Here is a 22097-nt window from a genome sequence, read left to right as displayed (position 1 = left end):
TTTTAACCCTCCTGTAAAATCTGTGGGGTACTATGAGAATGCTTAGACTCTCAGGTTACTCAAACGCCATCTGCAATAAAATCTCAAGAGGAATTATATGAAAGATTCCAACAACAAATAGAGTAAAAATCACAAAAAGCAAACGACCTCTTGCAGATTTTCAGGCAAGCAGTACAACAAAAGTCTTTTATATTAGCTTACGCATTGTATGAGCAGTTACAAACCCGCGGATTTTTAGAAAATCAATTAAAATTTACTACTCTAAATAATTGTATCATAGCAAAATTTAATCAACAAGATTTGGTAAGAGTGATTGAGTCATTCAATATAGATATAAAAACGCTGCGCACTGACATGCCACTAGAAAATGGTATATCGGCATCTATGACCACTACCTCTGTTATAATTCCTTATATTCAAGAACTTTGGCAGACTGATATTGATAAAGCAAAACCTTTATGGCACTACTTTATTGCACAAGGTTTACCGTGTCAAGCCGAGACTAGCTATAATCATGCTTTAATAATATCTATGTGTTCTACAACCATTAATTTAAATTTTATAAAAGTATTATTAGAATCAAATGTTGTGGATATCAATACTGTAATAACTTCTAAAACAGATAGTACATGCAAGGTTGTTAAAACTCCCTTTTCTGTTGCTGTAGGCAAAGCAAATTTTGAACTACTATCTTTATTACTTGAATATGGAGCTGATCCCTACTTAGCTATTAATATAGCTCGCTCTATTGTGAAGTTGGAAGACAAACCCGAAATCAAGTTAGTTGTCTCTTCAGGTTTAGCAGGCAATTTACCAGTAGAACAAGACCAAGAAGAATATTTAAATAAGCTAGATGAATTTATAGAAAATTTCTTTTTAGCGAAATTAGAGACACAAGAGAATATAGCCCAAGCAAGACAAGTAAGTTCATCTATAAAACCACAAAGTGAAAAAGAAATATCAAATGATGACGGTGCAACCTCCTTACAAAAGGACAATACATCTGTTGCAGATTTTACTCCAACAGAGAAGGTATTGGTCCTTGATCAATATATTAAGTATAAACAAGATGCCCAACATAACCCTAAACTAGCTGCAAGAAAAATATTAGAACATAAATTTGATGCTTTGTTATTACAGTGGATTCAAAACAATGACGCACGCTATCTTGAAACGTTAAATGCACTATTAGAAGAAAACCCTCAACTGAACACTTATTATGCTACATGCTTATTAGATAGGCATGTACCAACTGTCCTTGTTAATGAAGCTTTTGCTGCTAAACCGGAATTATTACATAAATTTTATACTTTAAAAAAGAAATTAAATGGCAGTACAGAAAAAGGAACTGAGAGTTTAACATTACAAAAAGAGATTTATAAGGTGCAAGGGCATTTTACCAATAAAATTTTTATCAAAATTCCTCAGGAAACTATAGAGGAACTAGATGTATTAGACCCAATTTATAAAGCTAAAGTCTTAAATCAATTACCTACCCTGCAATTTATTAAAGCCGACTCAAAGGGTATGTCAGGTATTAAGAGTTATTCTGGGTGCTATAAGCTAAAAATAGCTCAAACTGATAAGAATCTATACGCAACACAACGTTATTTAGATCGAGATGGTAATATTTTAATTATTTTTGATAACTTGGCTGACCATACCCATACTCCATATAAGGGTAGTATTACCACTACTTATTGTGATTTTACAAAAACTATATACACAATAGAGACGGATCTTGATGTTACAAATCATCATAATACGTATCAAGATACCAATGCAGAAACATTATTGGATAGTAGTATGTTTATACATACTACTGAAACCACTATACTTGGAGGAGCTTAAATGTCGAACGTCAAGTATTTTGCATACTACCCTACAATATTAAAGATCGGTAGTTGGGGTGCCATTAATATATATGGTCTCTCCTAATAATAGTTGATTAGATTGGTTGAGATGAATTGCTTCATTATATGGGAAGCATTGAGGACTATAATTTTTGAATTGAATATCATCTGCACCACAATCGCTAGCTGAATCATAATCACTATCATTACTTTCTGGATCGCTATCTGCTTGTGCGGGGTATTCAAATGTAGCATCCAGATCAATTCCTTCATCTAGTGAAGTGATAGAGGAGGATTTAGGGCGTGCGTTACCACCAGATATTTCTGCCATTGTATCCTGTTCTTGGTACCTTAGCTGCGGTTTTATATCCCGTCTATCAAAACAATCTTGACCCAAAGCAATAACATCAGTATTTAAGCTACAGGATTCATCGGTTGTAGAAGTATTTATTTTTAATTCTAACGGTTTTTCTGTTGTCTTTCCTATTGTTTTAAGGCAGCTATGCGCTTTTTCTAGTGTAATACTTGTTTTAATATCTAGCCCTTCTTCTTTGGTAGTAGTAAATTGATTGTGTAAGGATTGGGCTTGGTTTTGTTGATAATTAGGAAATCCTTCGTTAATGGAGTCGAGCGTTTTTATCAAACTATTAACTCTAGCTAGCATAAACTTACTAGGCATTTCTTTTAGGTGAATAGCATTAAATGCTTTTTTCAATGAGGAATATGTTTCTAGAGAAAAATCAGTTTTTAATTTTAAAAGATCTACTTCTATAGAATTGAGTTTGTTATTGTAAAGTTTAATTTCTTGAGTGTATAAACCCCCTTTTAATTTATTAATTAATTCTCTAATCTTACTATTTTCTTCCTTTAAAAGTGGGTTCTTTTCCATAAGCATTAATTCTTTCAAAGTGCCAAAGATCCTTATTTGTGAGTAACTTTTTGTGGAGTCGCTTGTTTCTTTTATTATAAGATTTAGTAGGTTTTCTTGATATTTCTTTTCCATTGTCTCTAAAAAGGCCTTAGAGGATTTGTTAGGATAGAACGACATTTTGGGTAATGTGTTAAAGAGACTTACAGTGCGTTTTGCTAAAGAAAAGATGTTTTTTGGGTAAAAAGGTCCTTTAAATAAATTGTAACTAAACATAAATAATTTGCTTCTTTAAAATTAATAATATAGTAGATTATGTATTAAACTATAGAGCTATATAGAATTATATTTTTAAATAATTGATTGAAAAATTTAAAGGTTTAGAGAGAAAGAAAATATTACTTTTTTTAAATCTTCTTCATAAAGAATGAATAACATTTTTCATTAAATTGTGTAATCTTAATCACACAGTTAAACATAATTTATACTTATTTTAATTTAATACATAAATATCTTTACAAGCGAGGCATTCTAAACGATAAAAAAATTGTGTCAATAGTTTATATTTATAAATAATTTTGTAATATAGCTCCTTCGAGTTATGTTTTGCTGACAAATTTTTTAGTGGCGTTATAAAACGGGAATTGCTACTAAGCAATTACCCTAATAGGAATACCGACTTTTAATAAATTGTTGTTTAAAAGATTATTAGAGGATGTCTTCAAAATAATTTAATTTTCTGATAAGATATAAAAAATATAATACTAGAAGAGGAGATTATGGAGAGTATCTTATATCCTGATGACTTAACGGAGCAGGAATACGAACTTATAAAAGATCAGTTACCATACTTTAATAGAGGCAGGCCAGCAAAATACGGCTGTAAACATATATTAAATGCTATATTCTATTTATTAAGGACTGGCTGTTCCTGGAGACATTTACCAAAGGAATATGGGCCATGGAAGACAATATATACTTACTATAGGAGGTGGAAGATATCAGGAGTATTTGATAAACTGTATCATTTTTTACGAGATAAATTTAGATCTAACCTAGATAAGTTAGAAGGTAGTGTAGGTATTGTGGATAGCCAATCTGTTAAAATAACTGATAAAGGAGGAGAACATGGGTATGATCCTGTAAAGAAGGTAAATGGTCGTAAGAGGCATATTGTAGTGGATAATCTGGGCTATCCTATGGAGGTGTTAGTTACTAGTGCAGACATTAATGATAGAAATGGACTAATGGAACTAGCTTTAAAACTACAAAATAAATTTCCAAATCTTAAAAAAAATCTATGCTGATATGGGGTATACAGGACAAAAATTAGCTAATTATTTACAAAATTTAGGTATTGAATTATCAATTGTTAAAAGACCAAAAAAGTGGTTTTGGTGTGCGGCAGATACAGAACCACCTGAGATCCCAAGTTTTATACATCTTGCTAAAAGGTGGATAGTAGAAAGAACCTTTGCTTGGATTGGTAAATATCGCAGATTAAGTAAAGACTATGAGTATAATATAGATAGTTCTGTTACTATGATATTTCTTGCATTATCCTGTAATTTGATCAAAAAAATGGCTAAGGATATCAGTAATTCATAATTTGAAGACATCCTCTAATTGCAGACAAGAAAGAATTTACTCAAGCGGTGGAAGAATTGTTAGTGAAAGAAAAATGCATTTTACCAACTCCAAGTCAATTAATGCGTAAAGTTTTTAAGCTTTATAATCAGAAACAATCCTAACTCCCACAGACCCATAGCCAACATCAATCAATAGCTGCCACATCTACTGAAATAACATTACCATTAAGTATTACAGGGTAATGTATTATTTCTTGAGGTGATTCTAAGCTATAATAATTAGCTATTGTTAACCACTTAGTATCTATATTATTCGCCACAAATGCCCTCAAGTCAGGATTGAATTTATTTTCTTCATGTTTATTTAAACACTGTATTATCAAATCTTTTATAGGGCTATCAGGAACTACTGTACTTAGCAATGATATTTGTTCATAAATCATTGGACTTTTTAACATTAAATATTCTATCAGGGAAATTTGTTCTAGTACGCTATCAAAATGATTCTGTTTGTGCATTGTTTCCAATATTAAGGTACCATCTTGTGCATATTTTGGTAATTGTTCAAAAAACTCTTTCGTATTTTGTAGACGTTGTTCTTCTGGCATATTACTGTTTTGGTTCTCCAATTTAGAATAATGCTCCAATAAACGCATAACCATAGATTTAGGCAATGTACTAAGATTTCTTTCAGGAAAACAATATAAAAATAGGTTGGGTTCTATCACTTCGCAATATGCACTTATCACGTCTAACGTCTTTTTATGTTTCGTGTATAAGTTTAACGCAAAAGCTTTATGCTGGACTGGTAAAGAATTAAAATAATACTCTCTAAATAAGTACTCTGCTAGTTCGTGATCCTTTAGCTGTAAACTAGCCAAATCTTGCATCTTGTTCGCTATCTTCACCAACTGTTTCGATGCTGAATTTTCAATCGAGGAAATGTAATAGTAACTATTATCATTTGCTAGCCCCCTTGATAGATTTGGTTTAGCAGCATTTTCAAGTAACATTTGCGTTATTATAGAACCGTGATGTACTTCAGGTATTAGCAATGCTAATTGCAGTGGAGTAGTTGCGTGATTAGAAATAAAATCCTGCGTCTCATTCATGTAACGACTCAAGACATAATATAATATCGCTCCAACTCCGGTAAGACCAATAGTTATATAATTCATGGGTATAGTACAAACAATTCTATTATGATAATCCTGATCCTTAGGTTCAGCATTATCAACAGCACGATGCAGAAGAATAAGTTGGTCTCCACCGAAACAGTAATCATTAACTATAGCTAATATGGTTGGGGTCATAGTACCCCACAGATTTTACAGGAGGGTTAAAATAATAAATTGAATAAGTGACTGAGAGTCACTAATCTCCGCTGAGAAACAAGCAACAGGAGGTATTAATGGACTCTCAATCACTATACCAAATATTATACATATTTTTAGATTGGCACCCAGCACGAATTAAAACATTTGCAGAATTAATTTGTGCAGTAGTAAAAGCTAAAACTGTGAGAATCAAAGAATTAGCACTGTATGTCGCTTCTAAAGGCAATTTGCATGCCAAGATTGTTAAAGTTGAGCGTTTGCTTTTAGAACAAAATATGTGCTTTATAAGTTTAGGGAAAATTATTGTTAAATTGCTCTGTCTAACAGGTAAAATTAGCCTTGCCATAGATAGAACCAGCTGGCAATTTGGTATTAAAAATTTGAATTTTTTTGTTGCAACTATCGTTTATGGTAATATTTCAATTCCTATAGCATGGTTGTTACTTGATAAAAAAGGCAACTCTTCTACTAATGAAAGAAAGAAATTGATTGAGCAAATTTTAACAATTATACCTAAGGAAATGATAGAGCTTATCCTTGCCGATCGGGAATTTGTTGGTGAGGAATGGTTGCAATATATGGGTGGAATCCAAAAATTACCTTTTGCTATCAGGCTAAGAAAAAGTGAGAAGGTCAAGCATTTCAACGGTGGCAAGATGAAGTTGAATAAATGTTTTGCCGATATGCAAATGGGTGACACTAAAACTATAGAAAGCAAAATTTACAATGGTATGGCAATTAAAATAACTTGTTTGCAATTAGAAAGAGAGCAACTATTTATTGCTAGTAATGTGCTTATTGGTGAATGTGCTTTGCTAGCATATAAGCAGAGGTGGAGCATTGAGCGACCTTTTCTGTCTCTCAAGTCATCTGGATTTAATATTGAAGATACCCACATTACAGATCAAAAAAAGCTGGAAAAACTATTTGCAATAGTATCTTTATCCTTAGCTATTTGCGTGCTTGCTGGTGACATTAAGAACAAAATTTATCCTATAAAGATCAAAAAACATGGTCGTAAATTATACTCATTATTTACTTACGGATTTGATTGGATAAAAGATTATTTTTATAACTCGTTAAGTGATACCCTTGCTATGTTGTTTTCATTACTACGAAAACACATTATGCATGCCTTTCAACTTCAACAATAAGTGTGGGGTACTATGTAAAGTATTACATACCATTGGATCTTCTTAACCCAATGTTATTGGCTGAGATGGGGAGACTATTATGCAACGCTATAACAATAAATACTTGTATATTAAGAAAGTTTATTATAATATGATTTATATACCGGTTTTTACGGTCTATACAAATATTAATTTAACACTATATAAATTTAGTAGGTTATAATGTTTAAAGAAATTTTTCGCAAAGTACGTTATGGTGGAATTAAAGCTTTAATCACTAAAGACATCTTACCTTATGCAGCACAAACAGGCAACGTGCCTTTAATGGACCATTTCCTTACTAGAAATAATATAAACAATCAAGATACAACAGGTAATACCGTATTGCATTATGTAATAGAAAATCAGCATAAATATCAAGAAGGGGAAGTACTTCATACTGTTAAAGAGCTATTAAAGTGGGACGCAAAACTTGATATCGTTAATAACGGTGGCAATGCCCCCTTGGATGTTGCTGGTGCTAATTTTAATTTTTCTATTATAGAATTGCTACAACAACATGGTGCTGAAAGTAGTAAACCCGATTTATTCCGTGCTCAAGTAAAACACCATGAGTCGGAAGTGAAACGTAAGCTAGCTTTTTATAAAAAGCTAGAAGATTTGGTAGCGCATGACCCTAAAGCCTCTAAGTTAGACCAAACTAGTGCTCAGCTTGCTGACAAGCCTTTAATAGAAAAAAGTACTCGACACGTTCATTGGGCAAAAGAAATACAAACTTTTAAGAAGTTAGTAAGTGTAGCAGCAGAAGCGCCAGCCTCCTATGCTGTTATTAGTAAATCACTTAAACCAGGTAGTAGACAACTAAAAGGACTCTGTCGTGTTTAAGTGAGGCTATATACTAGACTTCTTTTAGAGCTCGCTTTTTGGTGGGGAATTTGAAGAAGGCTCTTCGCTTCAAACCGCAGCGTACTTAAATGCACGTGACGCTTTGAGCCTAGATTCATTATCCCAATTACTAGCTCGAGTAGAGTTTCGAAAGAAGTCTACTCTTTGCTTTTCAAGAGTTGTTTTTCATTTCATCGGGGGTTTCGCTATGCTCACGTACTTGCCTTCCGCTCTGTGCGCCTACCACTTAAAATAAAATTCAATTCTTGAAATCCATTGAGTATAGCCCACGGTGGTCTCATGAACAAATGGTATGGGTTCGTAACTGACATGCAATCTCTAAAATGATGATTTGTTGGATGTGGAATATGAACTTGAGATAATCAAGCCAGAAGAAAATTAAGCAACTATATCAATCTGATATTGCAGAGCCACTTCCTTGCCACAAAAAGCTATGCAGATCTTGAGGATCTTCTTAACGTGGTTATAATCTTTTATTTTAGTATCATATCTCTTATTATTGATTTGTAGCAAACCAGACTTAGCTGCAGATTCTAAATCTTCTGCAACTTGCGAGACCTTATATTCAATGATAATTGCGCTTTCTGCTCTGCCTAGCTGTGGAACTAAAACAATATCAGCTCTGCCACTGCCGGTCTCTTTCTCACTATCTATGATATAACTCCCGGCTAATGTATGGACTAAACCAAGCATAAAACCACTGTAAAAAATTTCAGCTTTTGCTTCGCCTGTTTGATAGAAACTGGTGGCCCCCCGCAATAATTCCTGGAGTTTTTGTTTAAACTCTTCTATCTTACCAGCAGGCAGTAAGCTAGCAAAAGGATAATATAGAGAACTATCCATCTGTAACTTATTACTTACCCATTGTAGTAACCTAGCTTTATAGATATGTCTTACCTCCCTATTAGGTATAGATAGTTCATATAAGCCTTCCTCGTGGTCTAAGGTGGCGGGATTTAAATATCCACTAAATAATAATAAGCTAAATAATCCGGTACGAGTGCTAATATCACTGAAATTAATCTGTTTAGTGATAGGCGAAGTGATATTTTTACTGGTAATTAAGTTCTGTAAATCTTCCTGCATCTCATCTGACAATAATGCTTTATCAACCAGCCCCGTTCCCCCGCTATCTAGCCAATAATGATCAAGCTTACCTCGACTTGCTAAACACTGCATTATTGACCATGGATTGTAGATTATTTCTCCGCCAAACGTATACCCATTATACCAATCTTTAATTTCCTCAGCTCTCGTTTTTGTTGGGACGATAGTGAGTAAGTCATCAACTTCTGTTTGAGTAAAGCCATAGAACTTAGAAAAATCTTCATCTAATAAACTATATTCACGGACATTATTCAAATCTGAGAACAAGTTAGCTTTAGCAACTCGCAGGATGCCGGTAATTATTCCTTTTTCTAAGTATGGGTTAGTTTTTAGGGCGCTACCAAACATACCGCGGAATATTTTTAGAACATTTTCAAATTCTTTTGCTTGATCACCAAATTCAATATAGGCGCTATTGATCGGTGTATCATACTCATCAATTAATATGTATACTTTCTGACCGAAATGCATAAAAAGTAATTCACTTAACAATCTTAAACTAATTTTTAGATCATCAGTGCTTAGCTCTCCTGTAAAGTATTTCTTCAGCTCTTTTTTTTGCACCTCTTGTAGTACCCCTGTATTTTCTCTTATATATCGCTCTAAATATTGGTGCTGTAAAAATAAACCTATGACTTGTCGTCTTATTCCATTCTCAATTTCCTGGTAACTACTACCCTTAACATCCTTGAAATTTACGGAAATAACTGGAAATTGACCTTGACGTTTTATCGCATTTGCAGTACTGGCAATTTTTAAAGGTTTAAGCTCTTTAGTTTCATCAAAACCTAAATCTACTGTACCACCAATAAATAACTTGTTATTTAACTTCTGCTCGTTCGGTAAAGGCTTGCCATCTTCATCTACCTCTATTTCAAAGAACTTCTGGAGCATATTCATATTCAAGCTCTTACCCCAGCGCCTTGGACGGGTAATTAAAATTACATCCCCACTATCTTCTAGCAATTCTTTGATCATCAAGCTTTTATCAACAAATACATCGCTATTTAGTAATAAGGTTTTAAAATCATCAGTACCTACCCTCATTCTAGGTAGCTTATTACCAGCTGAGAAGGGGGTAATAGCTTGATGTATTGAATTAATATCAGAAAGGTTAACTGTCATATTAGTTGATTATTCTTGAGGATTATTCTAGTTTTTTAAACTATAAGAAATTATAGCATAAATACATTAGACCACTAAGTAATTTAAGAAAATAATTTATTGCTATAAGTTTGTAAGGCTTGCAGCAATGTGTTGTAGTCTAATTATTATGATCCGTGCTGCTTGGCAATTGCATAGTGTATTTTGTGACTCAGTTGTTTTCCAAACATTAACCTTGTGAAATGTAAGATCTGCTTTAAAATGTCCTACTGCTACCTTTTTTAGATGCCAATTTAATTAACTTGAGGATACCATACTCTATATTCGATTTTTAATTGTATATTCATAACTCGCAACGAGTTAATAGTTAAGATAACTTAAGACCTACCATAGAAATTATCATAGTAGTAATAAAGAAAATGCGCATAATAGAGTATGGTTCATGAAAATATATTATTCCTACTATGACTGTTCCTATAGCTCCAATACCAGTCCATATAAGATAAGCAGTACCAAGAGGTAGTTTATCGAGAGTTTTACTCAGACAAAACAAACTCAATATAGCAAAAATAATAAAAGCTATAATAGGTTTTACTTTGGTAAATCCATCTGACAATTTTAATGATATAGAAAATCCTATTTCGAATAATCCTGCAAGTATAAGTAGCACCCAAGTTGCTAGCATATTGTTACCTTTATTTAATTGATGTATCAACAGTTTAGAGGACAGTGTTTATTAGGCAGGTCTAGAAATGACTTGAGGCCCTTCAAAGGCAGGGGCAAGATTTTTTTATTTTAAGTTGAAGTCTCAAAATTCATTTCCCAATTATATGGAGAGCGGCCAATATTCAGTTGCTTAGCAGCAGCGGATGGAGAGAGACTTGTTTCAATAGGCTTTTTTCGAAACTCTACTGGCGATGGTAATTTGGACAATTCTACTTATACTACTAATTACTAACCCAACCCAATTATTTTATTACAAACTAATTAAGATTTTTATAATAAAATTCTTGTATATATTAATAAAAAATCTTATTATTTTAATAATAGAGACAAGACCAAGTTTTTTTTAATAGAACGACCGACATTAAGTTAATAGATATTATCGCAATATTGCTAGTCTATAAGGCTTTTTATCTTCCAAACATATTATAGGGAATTATCAACAGTCTACTAATTTTTTATTATGTTACCTGCATATAGGGCAAAAAGCCATCGGAATTTTGAAGCAAAACGAAGTAGGATACCTGCACGTACATGGACGATTGTTACTCGGCGGAAGGCCACGTTTTGACAAAGAATCACTAACTAGATAGAACTAGTGCAGGAAGTCTATTACTTGACGTTAATCGTAATTAGCCCTAACTTGAAATCAAGATCCTGCCCTTGCTGGATCAAGAAAACAATAAAGATACCTTTATAAAGGATCGTTCCAATTTCATTGGCGCCTATTGTATTTACTACTATCCCCTGGGAATAAATTTTTGTTTAAGCATTTTAAGCAGAATATTATCAAAAATATAGGGAAATATTATAGAAATAGCCTGCTATTACAAAAAATAATTACCGAAAACTAGCCCTCAACGGAAGGATATAAAGTTTTCTTTACTCCCCGAAAAAAACCAGAAGATAATTTTAGGTATCTCATATTATGCTTGGCTTTAGAAATCCCATAATCTAAATATTACCTTTATGCTCGTTAAAAGTATTGATAAGGTTAATGAAAACAAATTACAGGAAGCTATTGCGTATATTATATCTCATGGTCATGATACTGCGTATCCTTTAGAGATTGTTAAAATTCTTTTAGCAATCTACCCAAATCATAACACGGTGTTAGCAAGTTTATTATCTACTATCCTTTCCTCAACAGATTCCTCTATCATTAGTTTGTGCCTGCAAGAAATTGCGGACCAATATGGTATAGAAATCACCAATATAATAGAAGGAATTCTGAAGTTATCAACAATTAATTACTTACCTTATAATATAACGCAAGCACAGAAATTTTTTGACTCTCTACTATCTATGCCTCAAGAAGTAGCTGTGGGAGTATTATTTATAAAGCTAAGCCACTTGTTACATAATATTAGTATATTTGCTGTAAATTCTTCTCAGGAAAAATATACTATTTTTGCTTTAGAAATAATGGAACTTTATGTCCCCTTAATGGCGAGAATGGGACGAGAAGATGTGAAAATTGAGCTACAAGAAATTTGTTTAACAATCTTGCAACCAGATACTAGAGAATATATTTTAAGTCATCTGCATACTGTTTGCGGTAAAGGCGGTAAAGATATAAAAGATTTAATTAATCAAATTATCAATTCGTTATGTAATAGTTTAAAGGCTGAAGGAATTCACGCAAAAATATTAGGGAGAATCAAAACTCCTTACTCTATTTGGCTAAAAATGCTCCAGAACAATATTAATATAGGACAATTATATGATATTTTAGCATTTAGGATTATAGTGGATAATATAGAGCAATGTTATCAGACCCTTGCTGTCATTCATACTCACTATCAAATTGTGCAAGGCCACTTCCAAGATTATATTCGCAAACCTAAGCCTAATGGTTATCAATCCCTACATACTATAGTTATTGGCCCTACCAGCAAAAAGATAGAGATCCAAATCCGTACTCGCACCATGAATGACGTAGCACAGCATGGCAAAGCAGCACATTGGCAATATAAAAAGAAATCAGTACTATTTAAAGACACGATAAATATATATCATTCCCTGTACCAAACAGCGTACTTACCCCTCATGAATATCCTGAAAATCCAAACTCGTGATAGGGAAATAAAACAACGTATGCTCAGGATTTATAAATTTGAGTTATATAAAGATCTGGGAACAGTAAGAAATTTAACAAGCTGCATTTCATTTAATGATAATACGACTAATATACTCCAAAATAGTCACAATATTAACCTGACATTACTAGAACCTAATGTTAAGTCATCTTGCAATCATGGGTTATTTAGCTTGAGTGATATAAGTGCTGGTTTGAGCCTTGATAATATGTTTCCACAGGTTACTTATCAGCTAATAATATATCAGTTTAAGACGCTTGATTCTGATAGGAACTTACTATTGGATGCGTCATCAATAACAACATATATACCTAATGAAAGTGACGTTATTTATGATCCCCCTCTTAGCGTAAAATGCACTACTAAAACGGAGGTGTATGAATTTACTGAACAAATTTCTAAACCTTTATGGAATACTGAACCACTAATTAGAAATGTACAATATCACCTTATAACAATTCCTCTCAATAATACCACAACTCGTGGAAACTCTGATTATTCTTCTATAATTTCCCTAGCCGTAGCCCAATACTTAAATACAGATCTACCAATATTGTTGAGCAATGATGAGGAATTAGATACTTTACCTATATTAAACAATAATTTACTAGATAATACCAATATTAATCCATTATGTGACAATGGCCTTAGCCGGGTAACCAAGGCAGTACAACATAAAAATAACGAAGAGGTGAAAGACTTATTAAAAAATCCTGAATTTAATCCCAACGAAGGAGGTACCTTTATTCCTGCAAGTCGTACCTTTAATAATATATGGCCTGAGTTTTTGTTGGCAGTTTACTTAGGAGATGAAGAGATTATTCAGGCTTTTCTTAACCATCCCAAAATAAACGTTACGCAGCACAATCAAAATTTGGAAACAGCTTTGATAATAGCAGCTCTAGCAAGTAATATAGAAGCGTTTCAATTATTAGTTGACTACTTCAAGGCGAATTGGCAACATATTTTTCAAAATAATATAGAACAATTCCAAGAATATGTTAATTGGCAGGAGAGTAATTATCATAGTGCTCTTTATTACGCAACAGATAATTATTTAACGGGTGCTACTGATAATCCTGCAATCATTCAAGCATTACTTGAATGGAAGGACAACCAACAGCAGCACTTAATCAGTATACAAGAGCAACAGTTATTTACTGTGCTAGTGCTACAGGCATTGGGATTAATAAGCTATACACCAGAGGTAGAAGAGAATGAAAATTATGACAAATACGGAATAACTGCATCTTATGGAGAAAATCCAGATAACTTATACAAAGTTCTAGAAAAGTTTTTGACTCTGAGAGGTATAATAGACCATATAAGCCTCACGTCTACTATTGAGAATAATTTTAAAATCCATTTTGCTTCTCTCCTGGATATTAATGAGCCTGATGATCATGGTAATACTCTGTTAATAATTGCGATATTAAAAGAAGATATAAACACTGTGAAATGTTTATTACAATTTCCGGAAATAGATATTAATAAAACTACTTCTATTCCAACAGCACTAGGTATGCATGATAATAATCCACCATTTTTATTCGCAGTAAGCATAGGAAATGTAGAAATTATTCAGGAATTTCTCTCCCATCCCCAAACAGATATTACTCAAACAAATCAAGATCATGAAACAGCTTTGATAATAGCGGCACAAACTGTGAATGTGGAAACATTTATATTATTAGCACGTCATTTTAAAGCTCATTGGCAAGATATTTTTGACAATAATATAGAAAAATTCAGAGAATATATTAATTGGCATGATAACAATTATGCTAGCGCCCTTTCCTATGCAACAGATCATTATTTAATGGATGTGCACGATGATCCGGCAATCATTCAAGAATTGATTGAATGGAAAGATCCCCAACACTCACCTTTAGTCAGCATCCCAGAACAGAAGAAGTTCTGGGCACGCTTTTCCGATCTGGATGAAGGATATACATCAATGGACAATCCTGAATCTCAGGAAGAAAAGATCTCTCAGGGAGAAAAAGTATCTTGCCTTCACAAACTAGCAGAGCAGTGGGGTGTATTAAGAGACGATGATATACCTAAGACAGCTAATCAAATAACCGTTCAGGACCTTATGGATATTGAAAGGGCTGCTAAAGAAGTAGCAGAATTTTACTTAAGAGAGTTATGGCGTGAGGAAGAGCGTATAAAACAGATAGGCGATGATGATTATGCGGCGTGGGGATAGAGATGTGACTCTTAAATGCTATAACGTACCCTGCACCCTACTGATTCTAAGATATGTATCAGATTATTACGTAGCAGAAGGCCACGTTGTGAGGGTAAAATCATCAGCTAAATTAGACCTCTTGCATAACCTAAAGATAATTGAGGAATTTTTAGGAAAAACGAAGTCGAGTCGAGCTGCGTACTTAAATTGTACGTGAGGAACGGAGACGAGTTTTGACAACAAAATTACCAATTAGATTAGGTTATGCAAGAGGTCTATTGATTAGTGCAGGAAGTTTTGGAATTATCGCAGGATTCTAATAGAGTGTATTAAAACTACAATCTTAATATTTCTTAAGTAATTTGTTACATTATTTTATGGTTATATTAGGAATCAGTTGTAAAAAGTGCTTTAATTCATAGAAGGGTTATATCCAGTAAATCTGACTATCATCTTTGGCAAGAAAGATTAGTGAATAAATTGTTATTTTATATTGCGGGAGAAAGCAGGAAATAAGAGCATAAATATAATAAAAGAGGAAAATATTATGGGAATTATAACTAAGTCACAACAAATTACCACATTACAACGTCCTACCTGGTTGTACAACGCAGGGATGATGAAGGGCATTGAACACGATCGCCAACATTTGGGTATTATTCTGGACACAGAGCAGGTCATTAAAGTACGGCAGACAAATAAAGACTTTAATGAGAAACTGAATTTGCGGTTGCTCAATGATGGTAGCAAAACAGAAAGCTCGACCTCCTTTGGTAGCGATTGGGTGGAAGTTAGTGCTAAGGCGGCGTCAGTGCCGTTTATTGATACTCCATATACCGCTAGCCCACATAGCACTATAATCCCGGCGGTAGAATTCGAATATCCAGATACAGCCAAAACCCTGCCTGTGTATCATAAGGGAGAGAATGAAAGTGAGTTTTTCGCTCTCTGGGACCGCACAAGTGCTGAATTCGGTTTAGTAGACTCAAAATATGTCATTATTTTGGTGCCTAGCATCGACAAAGACTACTTAAAGTCTATGGAGAAGGTAGAGAATATAGATGGACTAATTGATCATTATGCAAATATTTTGACTTTCTACAATGAGTGTGCTGGTCTCTCGTTTGAACCGCAAAGACCTACTGATCTTAATATCGCTAACCGTTATTTTATCAAGGCCGATAAAGATGCTGCAGCTGCTTCTTACCTCAACTATTGTACGGTGATATGTTCCTCTTCTATCAGCGCCTTCTGGCTCAACCCGGATATTACAAGTGTTGACTACTGGGGCCGCCTCCATGAACTTGGCCATAGCGACGAGGGAAATTTTGCGTCCAATTATTTCAATCGTACTGAAGTATGGAACAATATTTATGCTGCCTCCTATCAGAAGATGACGTTGGGAGACCGCAAATACAAAGAAGTAGGATGGATGCGCGATCCGAGATTAGAGAAAGACATCCCCGATTTTATTAACACTGGCAAGCCATTGAATGAATGGGACGCACTAACCAAGCTTCATTTTATGATGATGATGGTAGAAAAAGCAGGCTTGAATGCCTTTACGCACTTCAACCAGCAATATCGCCTACTCAGCAATAGTAGCGACTTTATAAGGGAGAATCATGAGGTACTCGATATGCTTTCAGAAAGCTTTGCTGTTGCAGGAAACCAAGTAGACGTAACACCGTTTGTGCAATTAGTAAAAGGTTACATCACACCGTTCCAGCGTGACTATAATAGTTTTAGCCATGCCAAAGCTGTTTACCCGCTAAATCAGCTAGTGCAGGAACCTAAGCTGACTGAGTTGCAGCAAGAATTGCATCTGATCACCCCCTTTAACCTAGTGGACGTTCAACAATTGTGGTTTTCTGGAATAAAGAATCATGTGAAGCTGCGGCTGAACATTGATGATTTCAGGCAAATTTCTGGTGAAAATCTGGTCCTGTGGGATGGGGGCCGTGAAGCAGCTGCACTGCCCATCAACAGTCAGGATCTAGAGTTGAATAAACTGCCAATTGGTGTTTACACTATGCGCTTGCCAACCGGTAAAGGCAAGAAATACGATATACAGAATCACTACCTAGTAGTAAAACAAGATGACCACAACCAACAGCAAGTGGATTTTGTGCCTAAACTCGGTTCACCACTGATGGCCCAGAAAATTGAGTTTACGGGTTTGGGAGCCTGGGTTGTTGCCAGTGTGTCAGTGGATCACGTCAAACGTATAGTCACAATAGATTTTATCAGTCCAGAGGTAGATGTCTATTATCCGAAAGAGCGCTATGTAGAAGTGACAGTATGTAATAAAGATAATACGGAAAAGATGTTTAGCAAAACTATGTATGGTGTCAATGATAAGAACGTAGTGAGCCACGATGAAGTGCCATTCTCTTACGGTGATCAAATTAAGATCTTTTACTTGGGAGGAGCAGAGCATGTGCGTTTGATACCTCCTGCTGAAGGTGTGCTCGTTAATAATCTCAAAGCTACTAATATTCTGGAGATCACGCCAAGCGGCTTAAAGAATGAGATACTGGGCAAGGATTCGCAAGATTCATTGCTGCCACGTCTGGAGAAGGCAGCAACCGCGGTACGCAGCGATCCAGTAATGCTTAATGCTAGCTTTGCTGGTCCCAAGGATGACATCTATTTGGCAATTGATACCTTTACCAGCCCACAACGTGAAGAATTGTTAGAGAAATACGCTGATTGCATTTCGACTAATAACACCGCACCAAGCGATAAACTGACTGTCCAGAATAGTAAAAAAATTAATTTGGTTCAGCTACAACAAGACTTAGAATCACATAAACATGAGCAGGCTATCTCTGCTATGAGCCAAGCCAACTTTAGTAACATTTTGCCAGCTGCCACAACGCCACTACTAGATGTGCTAGGCTCAACCCAGGGTATAGATATGGCCCCGACAATGGAGCTATAATAAGACATAATACAAGCCGCAATTCCGCTAGTAATCTTCTGGAAACAGCAGAGGGACAAGGTATTGCTGATAAAACAGTGGGCAAATTAAACTTCGATTCTATCGCATATATAATGACAACAGAACAAATGGCACTCGTTTATGAAGCTGTTTGTGAAGTGATGGGAATGGATGTATGATACCAAGTTGCTTTCAAGACAGTAGTAGGAGTATGAGTGGTGAGGCGCGCGGAACCTAGTAGACCTAGGTGAGCACGACGAATCCCGAAATACAACGACCTAATATGAAGAAAGCAATTTGGTATCAGGTTCTCTATTCAGATTTATCAACCATTTTTTCTGGAATGTTAAAAATATTGATAATGTGTTTGAATTGTGCGGTGTGCACTACAAGGAGTCACTCTTATTACAAATTACAAAGACAGAATCGTAAAGTTTAGTAATGATCTTACTTGTAAATTCTTTACTTATATATTATTATTAAAAATAAGCGGGGTCAATGTAAATAATGAGATAAATTATGAGAGTATCTAGTAAAGGACAAGTAACAATACCTATAAACATGAGAAGTAAGTTTGGGTTTCTGCCAGACACTGAAATTGATTTTATAGAACAAGAAGATGGCGTTTTAATAAAAAAATATCAAAATAACAACAATAGAGGCAATAAATTGTTATTGCATATGTCTGGAAAAAGTACTGTGAAGATGTCTACTGATTCAATAATGAAATTAACCAGGTCATGATATTAATTGATAGTAATATATTATTAGATATTTTTACCTATGACGCCAATTGGTATAGTTGGTCTTCTACCCAATTATTAAATCTTTCTCAATTTCATGAATTAGTAATTAATGATTATATATACACGGAAATTTCTGTAGGTTTTGAGAAAATTGAAGAATTGGAAGAAGTATTAGATACAAATTGTAAAATGGTGCCTATACCTAAAGAGGCTCTTTTCCTAGCTGGAAAAGCTTTTATGCACTATAAAGAAAATAATGGTAAAAAAAATTCTGTGTTACCAGATTTTTTTATTGGAGCCCACGCTTCTATATTAAACATACCTCTTCTTACAAGAGATATAGCTCGTTATAAAACATACTTTCCTCAGTTACATCTTATCTCTCCTTAAAGGATATTAACCTCGAATTGGCGTAAATTGCCAAGTAACATACCCCTATTGTGGTTTTGTCACATCTGCGTATATATGTTTTATGTGGTTTTACAAATTTCAGGCTATTTTATGTATCCATTCACGACTCCGGCAGGAATTCAATCATCAGTCTATTTTTATTCAAATAATCCACCTTAAAGGTGCGAAAACTACAGTTTTAAATTTAAAAGTCTTATACAAAATTATTTTAATAGTTGCATTTCTGCCAGGGTCGTGAATGGATACTATTTTATCATTTGGTCTAAGATTGTTTTAACAGTCTCTCCATTTAGGGTGTTTTGATTATTGAGTATTAAATTTGCTCCTTGGAAATCGTTTCCTATCTCTTCTGCTTTTCCTCCTAGAATTTTTGCAAGAAAATGTTCTACTAGCGCATGATATGATAAACTATTTTCAGGTCTAGCAAAACCGTGCCCTTCATCTGCATATAAAGCATAGATTACAGGGATTTTTGCTTGCTTCATAACATTCACAATCTGATCTGATTCGGCCTGTTTTACTCTAGGGTCATTGGCTCCTTGGGCGATCAATAAAGGTTTGGTTATTTGAGCGGCAAAAGTGAGGGGGGAGCGCTGCCTTAAGAATTCTTTGTCTTCCTCAGTATCCCAAGGTCCAATAGTTTTTTTTATTCTATTCAGTGCTGGCTCCCAATAGGGAGGTATGCTTTGGATTAAAGTGAAGAGGTTGGAAGGACCCACCAAGTCCACTCCACAGGCAAATATATCAGGGGTCATGGTTAAGCCTACCAAAGCGGCATACCCTCCGTAGCTACCACCCATAATAGCAATTTTATCCTTATCTGTAATATTATTAGTTATAGCCCAATTAACGCCATCAATTAGATCATGATGCATTTTATTACCCCATTCCAGGTTGGCGGCATTAATAAACTCTTTGCCAAAGCCTGTGGAGCCACGATAATTGATACTAAGGACAGTATAGCCTCGGCTAGCTAGCCATTGGTGTGTCATATTTAAACTCCATACATCTCTAGCATTCGGACCACCATGTACATAAATAATTAATGGAGATTTATGACTTGGTTTATTAGAGTCATCTAATATGGTACCAGCAGCAAACGTTACATAGCTTACTAACTTCAGCCCATCGCGAGATTTAATAATTACTGGATGCATTTTGAGTAAATTATAATGCTCAAGTTCAGCACGGTTAGTAAATAACAACTCAGCTTTAGTAATATGGCGGTTATATTTATAATATTTTATAGGTGCATCGTCACTCTCATATGCTATTAACCATATAGAATCGTCTAGAGTTCGGCTAATAATATGTAAATTACCTTTATTATGGTTTAAGAGATACTTGATATCTTTGTCAATAGCTTGATCAAGTATTTGATAGGTAGTTTTATCATAATTAATCGCTACCGCTTGTACATTATAAGAGGTTGGGTGGGTAGTAAGAATTGTTATATCGACAAGGTCGTTTTTAGCTATTATGTTTTCTTCGCCTGTCAAGAGATTATAAAGCTTAAGAATTGCGGTATTATGACTTTGACTGTCAAGAAGATAAATATTATTATTTGTTTGATCAAATCCTGCTATGTAGGTACTGATTGCATCTTCCATAGCAACTGTCATAAAATGTTCTAATTGTCCATCTTTTACTTGATGATATTCTACCCCTCCATCTGGAGTAGGAGAAACAACGAAACGTATTTGGAGATTATTATCAGCAATTATATCAGTGAAACCATCATTCTTAAAAATGAGTTCTTTTTTTAAAGTGGTTAAATTTAATTTATACACATCAAAATATCTCTTATCACGATCATTTAAACCAATTAAAATGTCGTTAGGATACTGAGAACTGACTCCTATTAACTGCGTCCTGACCTCTGCTTTAGGAGTAAGGAGGTCATTTTTTTTAGTTTCGATATTATATTTATATAATCGATAATTCTCATCGCCTTTTTCATCTTGCATGTAAAGAATATCTTTATTATTGCGCGCCCAAAAATGGCGATAAATTCTACGTTCTTTTTCATTAGTGATCGCCACTGTTTGTGTAAGATTATTTACATCAGTAAGATAGATATTTAATACTCCATCTTTAGGCGCTAAGTAGCTTAGATATTTGCCATCAGGACTAAGTTTAACATCGATTTTATCGGGGTTACCAAATAGTACTTTTCGTGGAATAAGAGTTGGAGTAGAGGTAGAAGAAAATACGGGTACAGTCATAAAAGAACTCATTATTAATAGGGTTAAAGTAGTGAATATTATTAATTTCTTCATAATGTCTCGCAATTAAGTATCATAATATGTTCTATAAATTTATCTCTTGCATGTAATTGTTGTTGGTTATGCAAAAGGTGCCGGTTAAAAAAATATGTTGTCAAAGTAAAAGCATTTTTCTTATCATTAGCGGAAATTACTCCTACTTTGGAGAGTAAAAATTGGGGTAGGGTAAGTAATTTATCCTTATAAGGTAATCCCGCTGTTAGACTGACTGCCGAAGCTGACTTAGGGGAAACGTAATATAGATCTTCTCTCTTACCGGTCACTACACATTTACTTAAGTTTAATCCATAACCACCTTCTTGTAATATGGTTAATTCGAGTTGAATATATTCTTCAAAAACAAAATTTTTTACTAGATTATCTAAATATTTTTTTAATACTAGAAAAAAAGTATTATGTGGCTCACGTTCATGAAAAGTAAGTTTAATAAGGTTCACAATTGAGTTAAAGGCATATAATTTAGTCTTATTAGTGATTAAAAGTCCGCTGTAAGACTTGATTAATTCACATTTAGCTGTTCCTAAATGTTCTTCTAGTCTGGCTTGCCACAGGAAATCCACGATATTTCCTTCTTGATAAATAGAATGTGATTTTTTAGATATTCCTCTTACTACAGCGGAATATAATCCATGTTTTTCAGTTAATAGGGTAATGATTATAGCGTTTTCTTTTAAAGGTCTTTTAGCAATTATGATACCTCTGTCTTTTAAATTCATATTAACTTTCTAGCAAATTTTAGAAAATAATTGATCATAAATTGATATTATTTATCATTACTTTTGTAATTTGGCAAGTTGT

At 34.2% G+C, this 22097-nt stretch carries 15 protein-coding genes; 9 read left to right on the top strand and 6 right to left on the bottom strand.

Features of this window, described 5'->3' with window-relative positions; genetic code table 11:
* Nucleotides 1-150 precede the first annotated feature (150 nt).
* On the top strand, nucleotides 151-1851 hold the full coding sequence (locus tag ACFELV_RS00225; protein ID WP_375326238.1) for a hypothetical protein: 1701 nt from the start codon (nucleotides 151-153) through the stop codon (nucleotides 1849-1851).
* Nucleotides 1852-1890: 39 nt separating this feature from the next.
* Here ACFELV_RS00225 and ACFELV_RS00220 read toward each other — a convergent pair whose 3' ends face one another.
* On the bottom strand, nucleotides 1891-2997 hold the full coding sequence (locus ACFELV_RS00220) for a hypothetical protein (RefSeq protein WP_375326237.1): 1107 nt from the start codon (nucleotides 2995-2997) through the stop codon (nucleotides 1891-1893).
* 503 nt (nucleotides 2998-3500) lie between these two features.
* Here ACFELV_RS00220 and ACFELV_RS00215 point away from each other — a divergent pair.
* A complete protein-coding gene (locus ACFELV_RS00215; RefSeq protein WP_375326236.1) occupies nucleotides 3501-4028 on the top strand; it encodes an IS5 family transposase in 528 nt (175 codons plus the stop codon).
* A gap of 1 nt (nucleotide 4029) precedes the next feature.
* Nucleotides 4030-4329 carry a transposase gene (locus ACFELV_RS00210; protein WP_375326235.1) on the top strand — a complete coding sequence of 100 codons (300 nt, stop codon included), beginning with the start codon at nucleotides 4030-4032 and terminating at the stop codon, nucleotides 4327-4329.
* 166 nt (nucleotides 4330-4495) lie between these two features.
* On the opposite strand, the gene ACFELV_RS00205 is transcribed toward ACFELV_RS00210, so the two are convergent.
* Nucleotides 4496-5623 (bottom strand): hypothetical protein, encoded by a 1128-nt coding sequence (locus tag ACFELV_RS00205; protein ID WP_375326234.1) that lies wholly within the window; start codon nucleotides 5621-5623, stop codon nucleotides 4496-4498.
* A gap of 98 nt (nucleotides 5624-5721) precedes the next feature.
* On the opposite strand from ACFELV_RS00205, the gene ACFELV_RS00200 reads away from it, so the two are divergent.
* Nucleotides 5722-6801 carry an IS4 family transposase gene (locus ACFELV_RS00200; protein ID WP_375326233.1) on the top strand — a complete coding sequence of 360 codons (1080 nt, stop codon included), beginning with the start codon at nucleotides 5722-5724 and terminating at the stop codon, nucleotides 6799-6801.
* A gap of 201 nt (nucleotides 6802-7002) precedes the next feature.
* Nucleotides 7003-7665 carry an ankyrin repeat domain-containing protein gene (locus ACFELV_RS00195; RefSeq protein ID WP_375326232.1) on the top strand — a complete coding sequence of 221 codons (663 nt, stop codon included), beginning with the start codon at nucleotides 7003-7005 and terminating at the stop codon, nucleotides 7663-7665.
* 399 nt (nucleotides 7666-8064) lie between these two features.
* Here the strand turns inward: ACFELV_RS00195 and ACFELV_RS00190 are convergent, their stop codons facing one another.
* Both ACFELV_RS00190 and ACFELV_RS00185 read right to left on the bottom strand, forming a co-directional pair.
* Nucleotides 8065-9918, bottom strand: coding sequence for an AAA family ATPase (locus ACFELV_RS00190; RefSeq protein WP_375326231.1), 1854 nt, complete (start codon nucleotides 9916-9918; stop codon nucleotides 8065-8067).
* Nucleotides 9919-10264: 346 nt separating this feature from the next.
* On the bottom strand, nucleotides 10265-10582 hold the full coding sequence (locus tag ACFELV_RS00185; protein WP_375326230.1) for a DMT family transporter: 318 nt from the start codon (nucleotides 10580-10582) through the stop codon (nucleotides 10265-10267).
* Nucleotides 10583-11589: 1007 nt separating this feature from the next.
* On the opposite strand from ACFELV_RS00185, the gene ACFELV_RS00180 reads away from it, so the two are divergent.
* The 4 genes from ACFELV_RS00180 to ACFELV_RS00165 all read left to right on the top strand — a co-directional run bounded on the left by ACFELV_RS00180 (nucleotide 11590) and on the right by ACFELV_RS00165 (nucleotide 18993).
* Nucleotides 11590-14931, top strand: a complete 3342-nt coding sequence (locus ACFELV_RS00180) for an ankyrin repeat domain-containing protein (RefSeq protein WP_375326229.1) — start codon at nucleotides 11590-11592, stop codon at nucleotides 14929-14931.
* 529 nt (nucleotides 14932-15460) lie between these two features.
* Nucleotides 15461-17857, top strand: a complete 2397-nt coding sequence (locus ACFELV_RS00175; RefSeq protein WP_375326228.1) for a M60 family metallopeptidase — start codon at nucleotides 15461-15463, stop codon at nucleotides 17855-17857.
* Between the two features lie 519 nt (nucleotides 17858-18376).
* The gene (locus tag ACFELV_RS00170) at nucleotides 18377-18601 is read left to right on the top strand and encodes an AbrB/MazE/SpoVT family DNA-binding domain-containing protein (protein WP_375326227.1); all 225 of its coding nucleotides are present in this window, start codon (nucleotides 18377-18379) and stop codon (nucleotides 18599-18601) included.
* Nucleotides 18598-18993: a type II toxin-antitoxin system VapC family toxin gene (locus ACFELV_RS00165; protein WP_375326226.1), complete on the top strand. Its 396-nt coding sequence runs from the start codon at nucleotides 18598-18600 to the stop codon at nucleotides 18991-18993. The genes ACFELV_RS00170 and ACFELV_RS00165 overlap by 4 nt, the downstream gene beginning before the upstream one ends.
* 266 nt (nucleotides 18994-19259) lie before the next feature.
* Here ACFELV_RS00165 and ACFELV_RS00160 read toward each other — a convergent pair whose 3' ends face one another.
* Both ACFELV_RS00160 and recO read right to left on the bottom strand, forming a co-directional pair.
* Nucleotides 19260-21293 (bottom strand): S9 family peptidase, encoded by a 2034-nt coding sequence (locus tag ACFELV_RS00160; RefSeq protein ID WP_375326225.1) that lies wholly within the window; start codon nucleotides 21291-21293, stop codon nucleotides 19260-19262.
* Nucleotides 21290-22015, bottom strand: coding sequence for a DNA repair protein RecO (recO, locus tag ACFELV_RS00155; protein ID WP_375326224.1), 726 nt, complete (start codon nucleotides 22013-22015; stop codon nucleotides 21290-21292). The genes ACFELV_RS00160 and recO overlap by 4 nt, the downstream gene beginning before the upstream one ends.
* Nucleotides 22016-22097: the final 82 nt, after the last annotated feature.

Origin of the sequence: Candidatus Tisiphia endosymbiont of Nemotelus uliginosus (assembly GCF_964264835.1) — a bacterium.
In the GTDB taxonomy this organism is placed as follows: domain Bacteria; phylum Pseudomonadota; class Alphaproteobacteria; order Rickettsiales; family Rickettsiaceae; genus Tisiphia.
The sequence above is the reverse complement of the archived record's forward strand: the minus strand, read 5'-3'. Positions and strand labels throughout refer to the sequence as shown.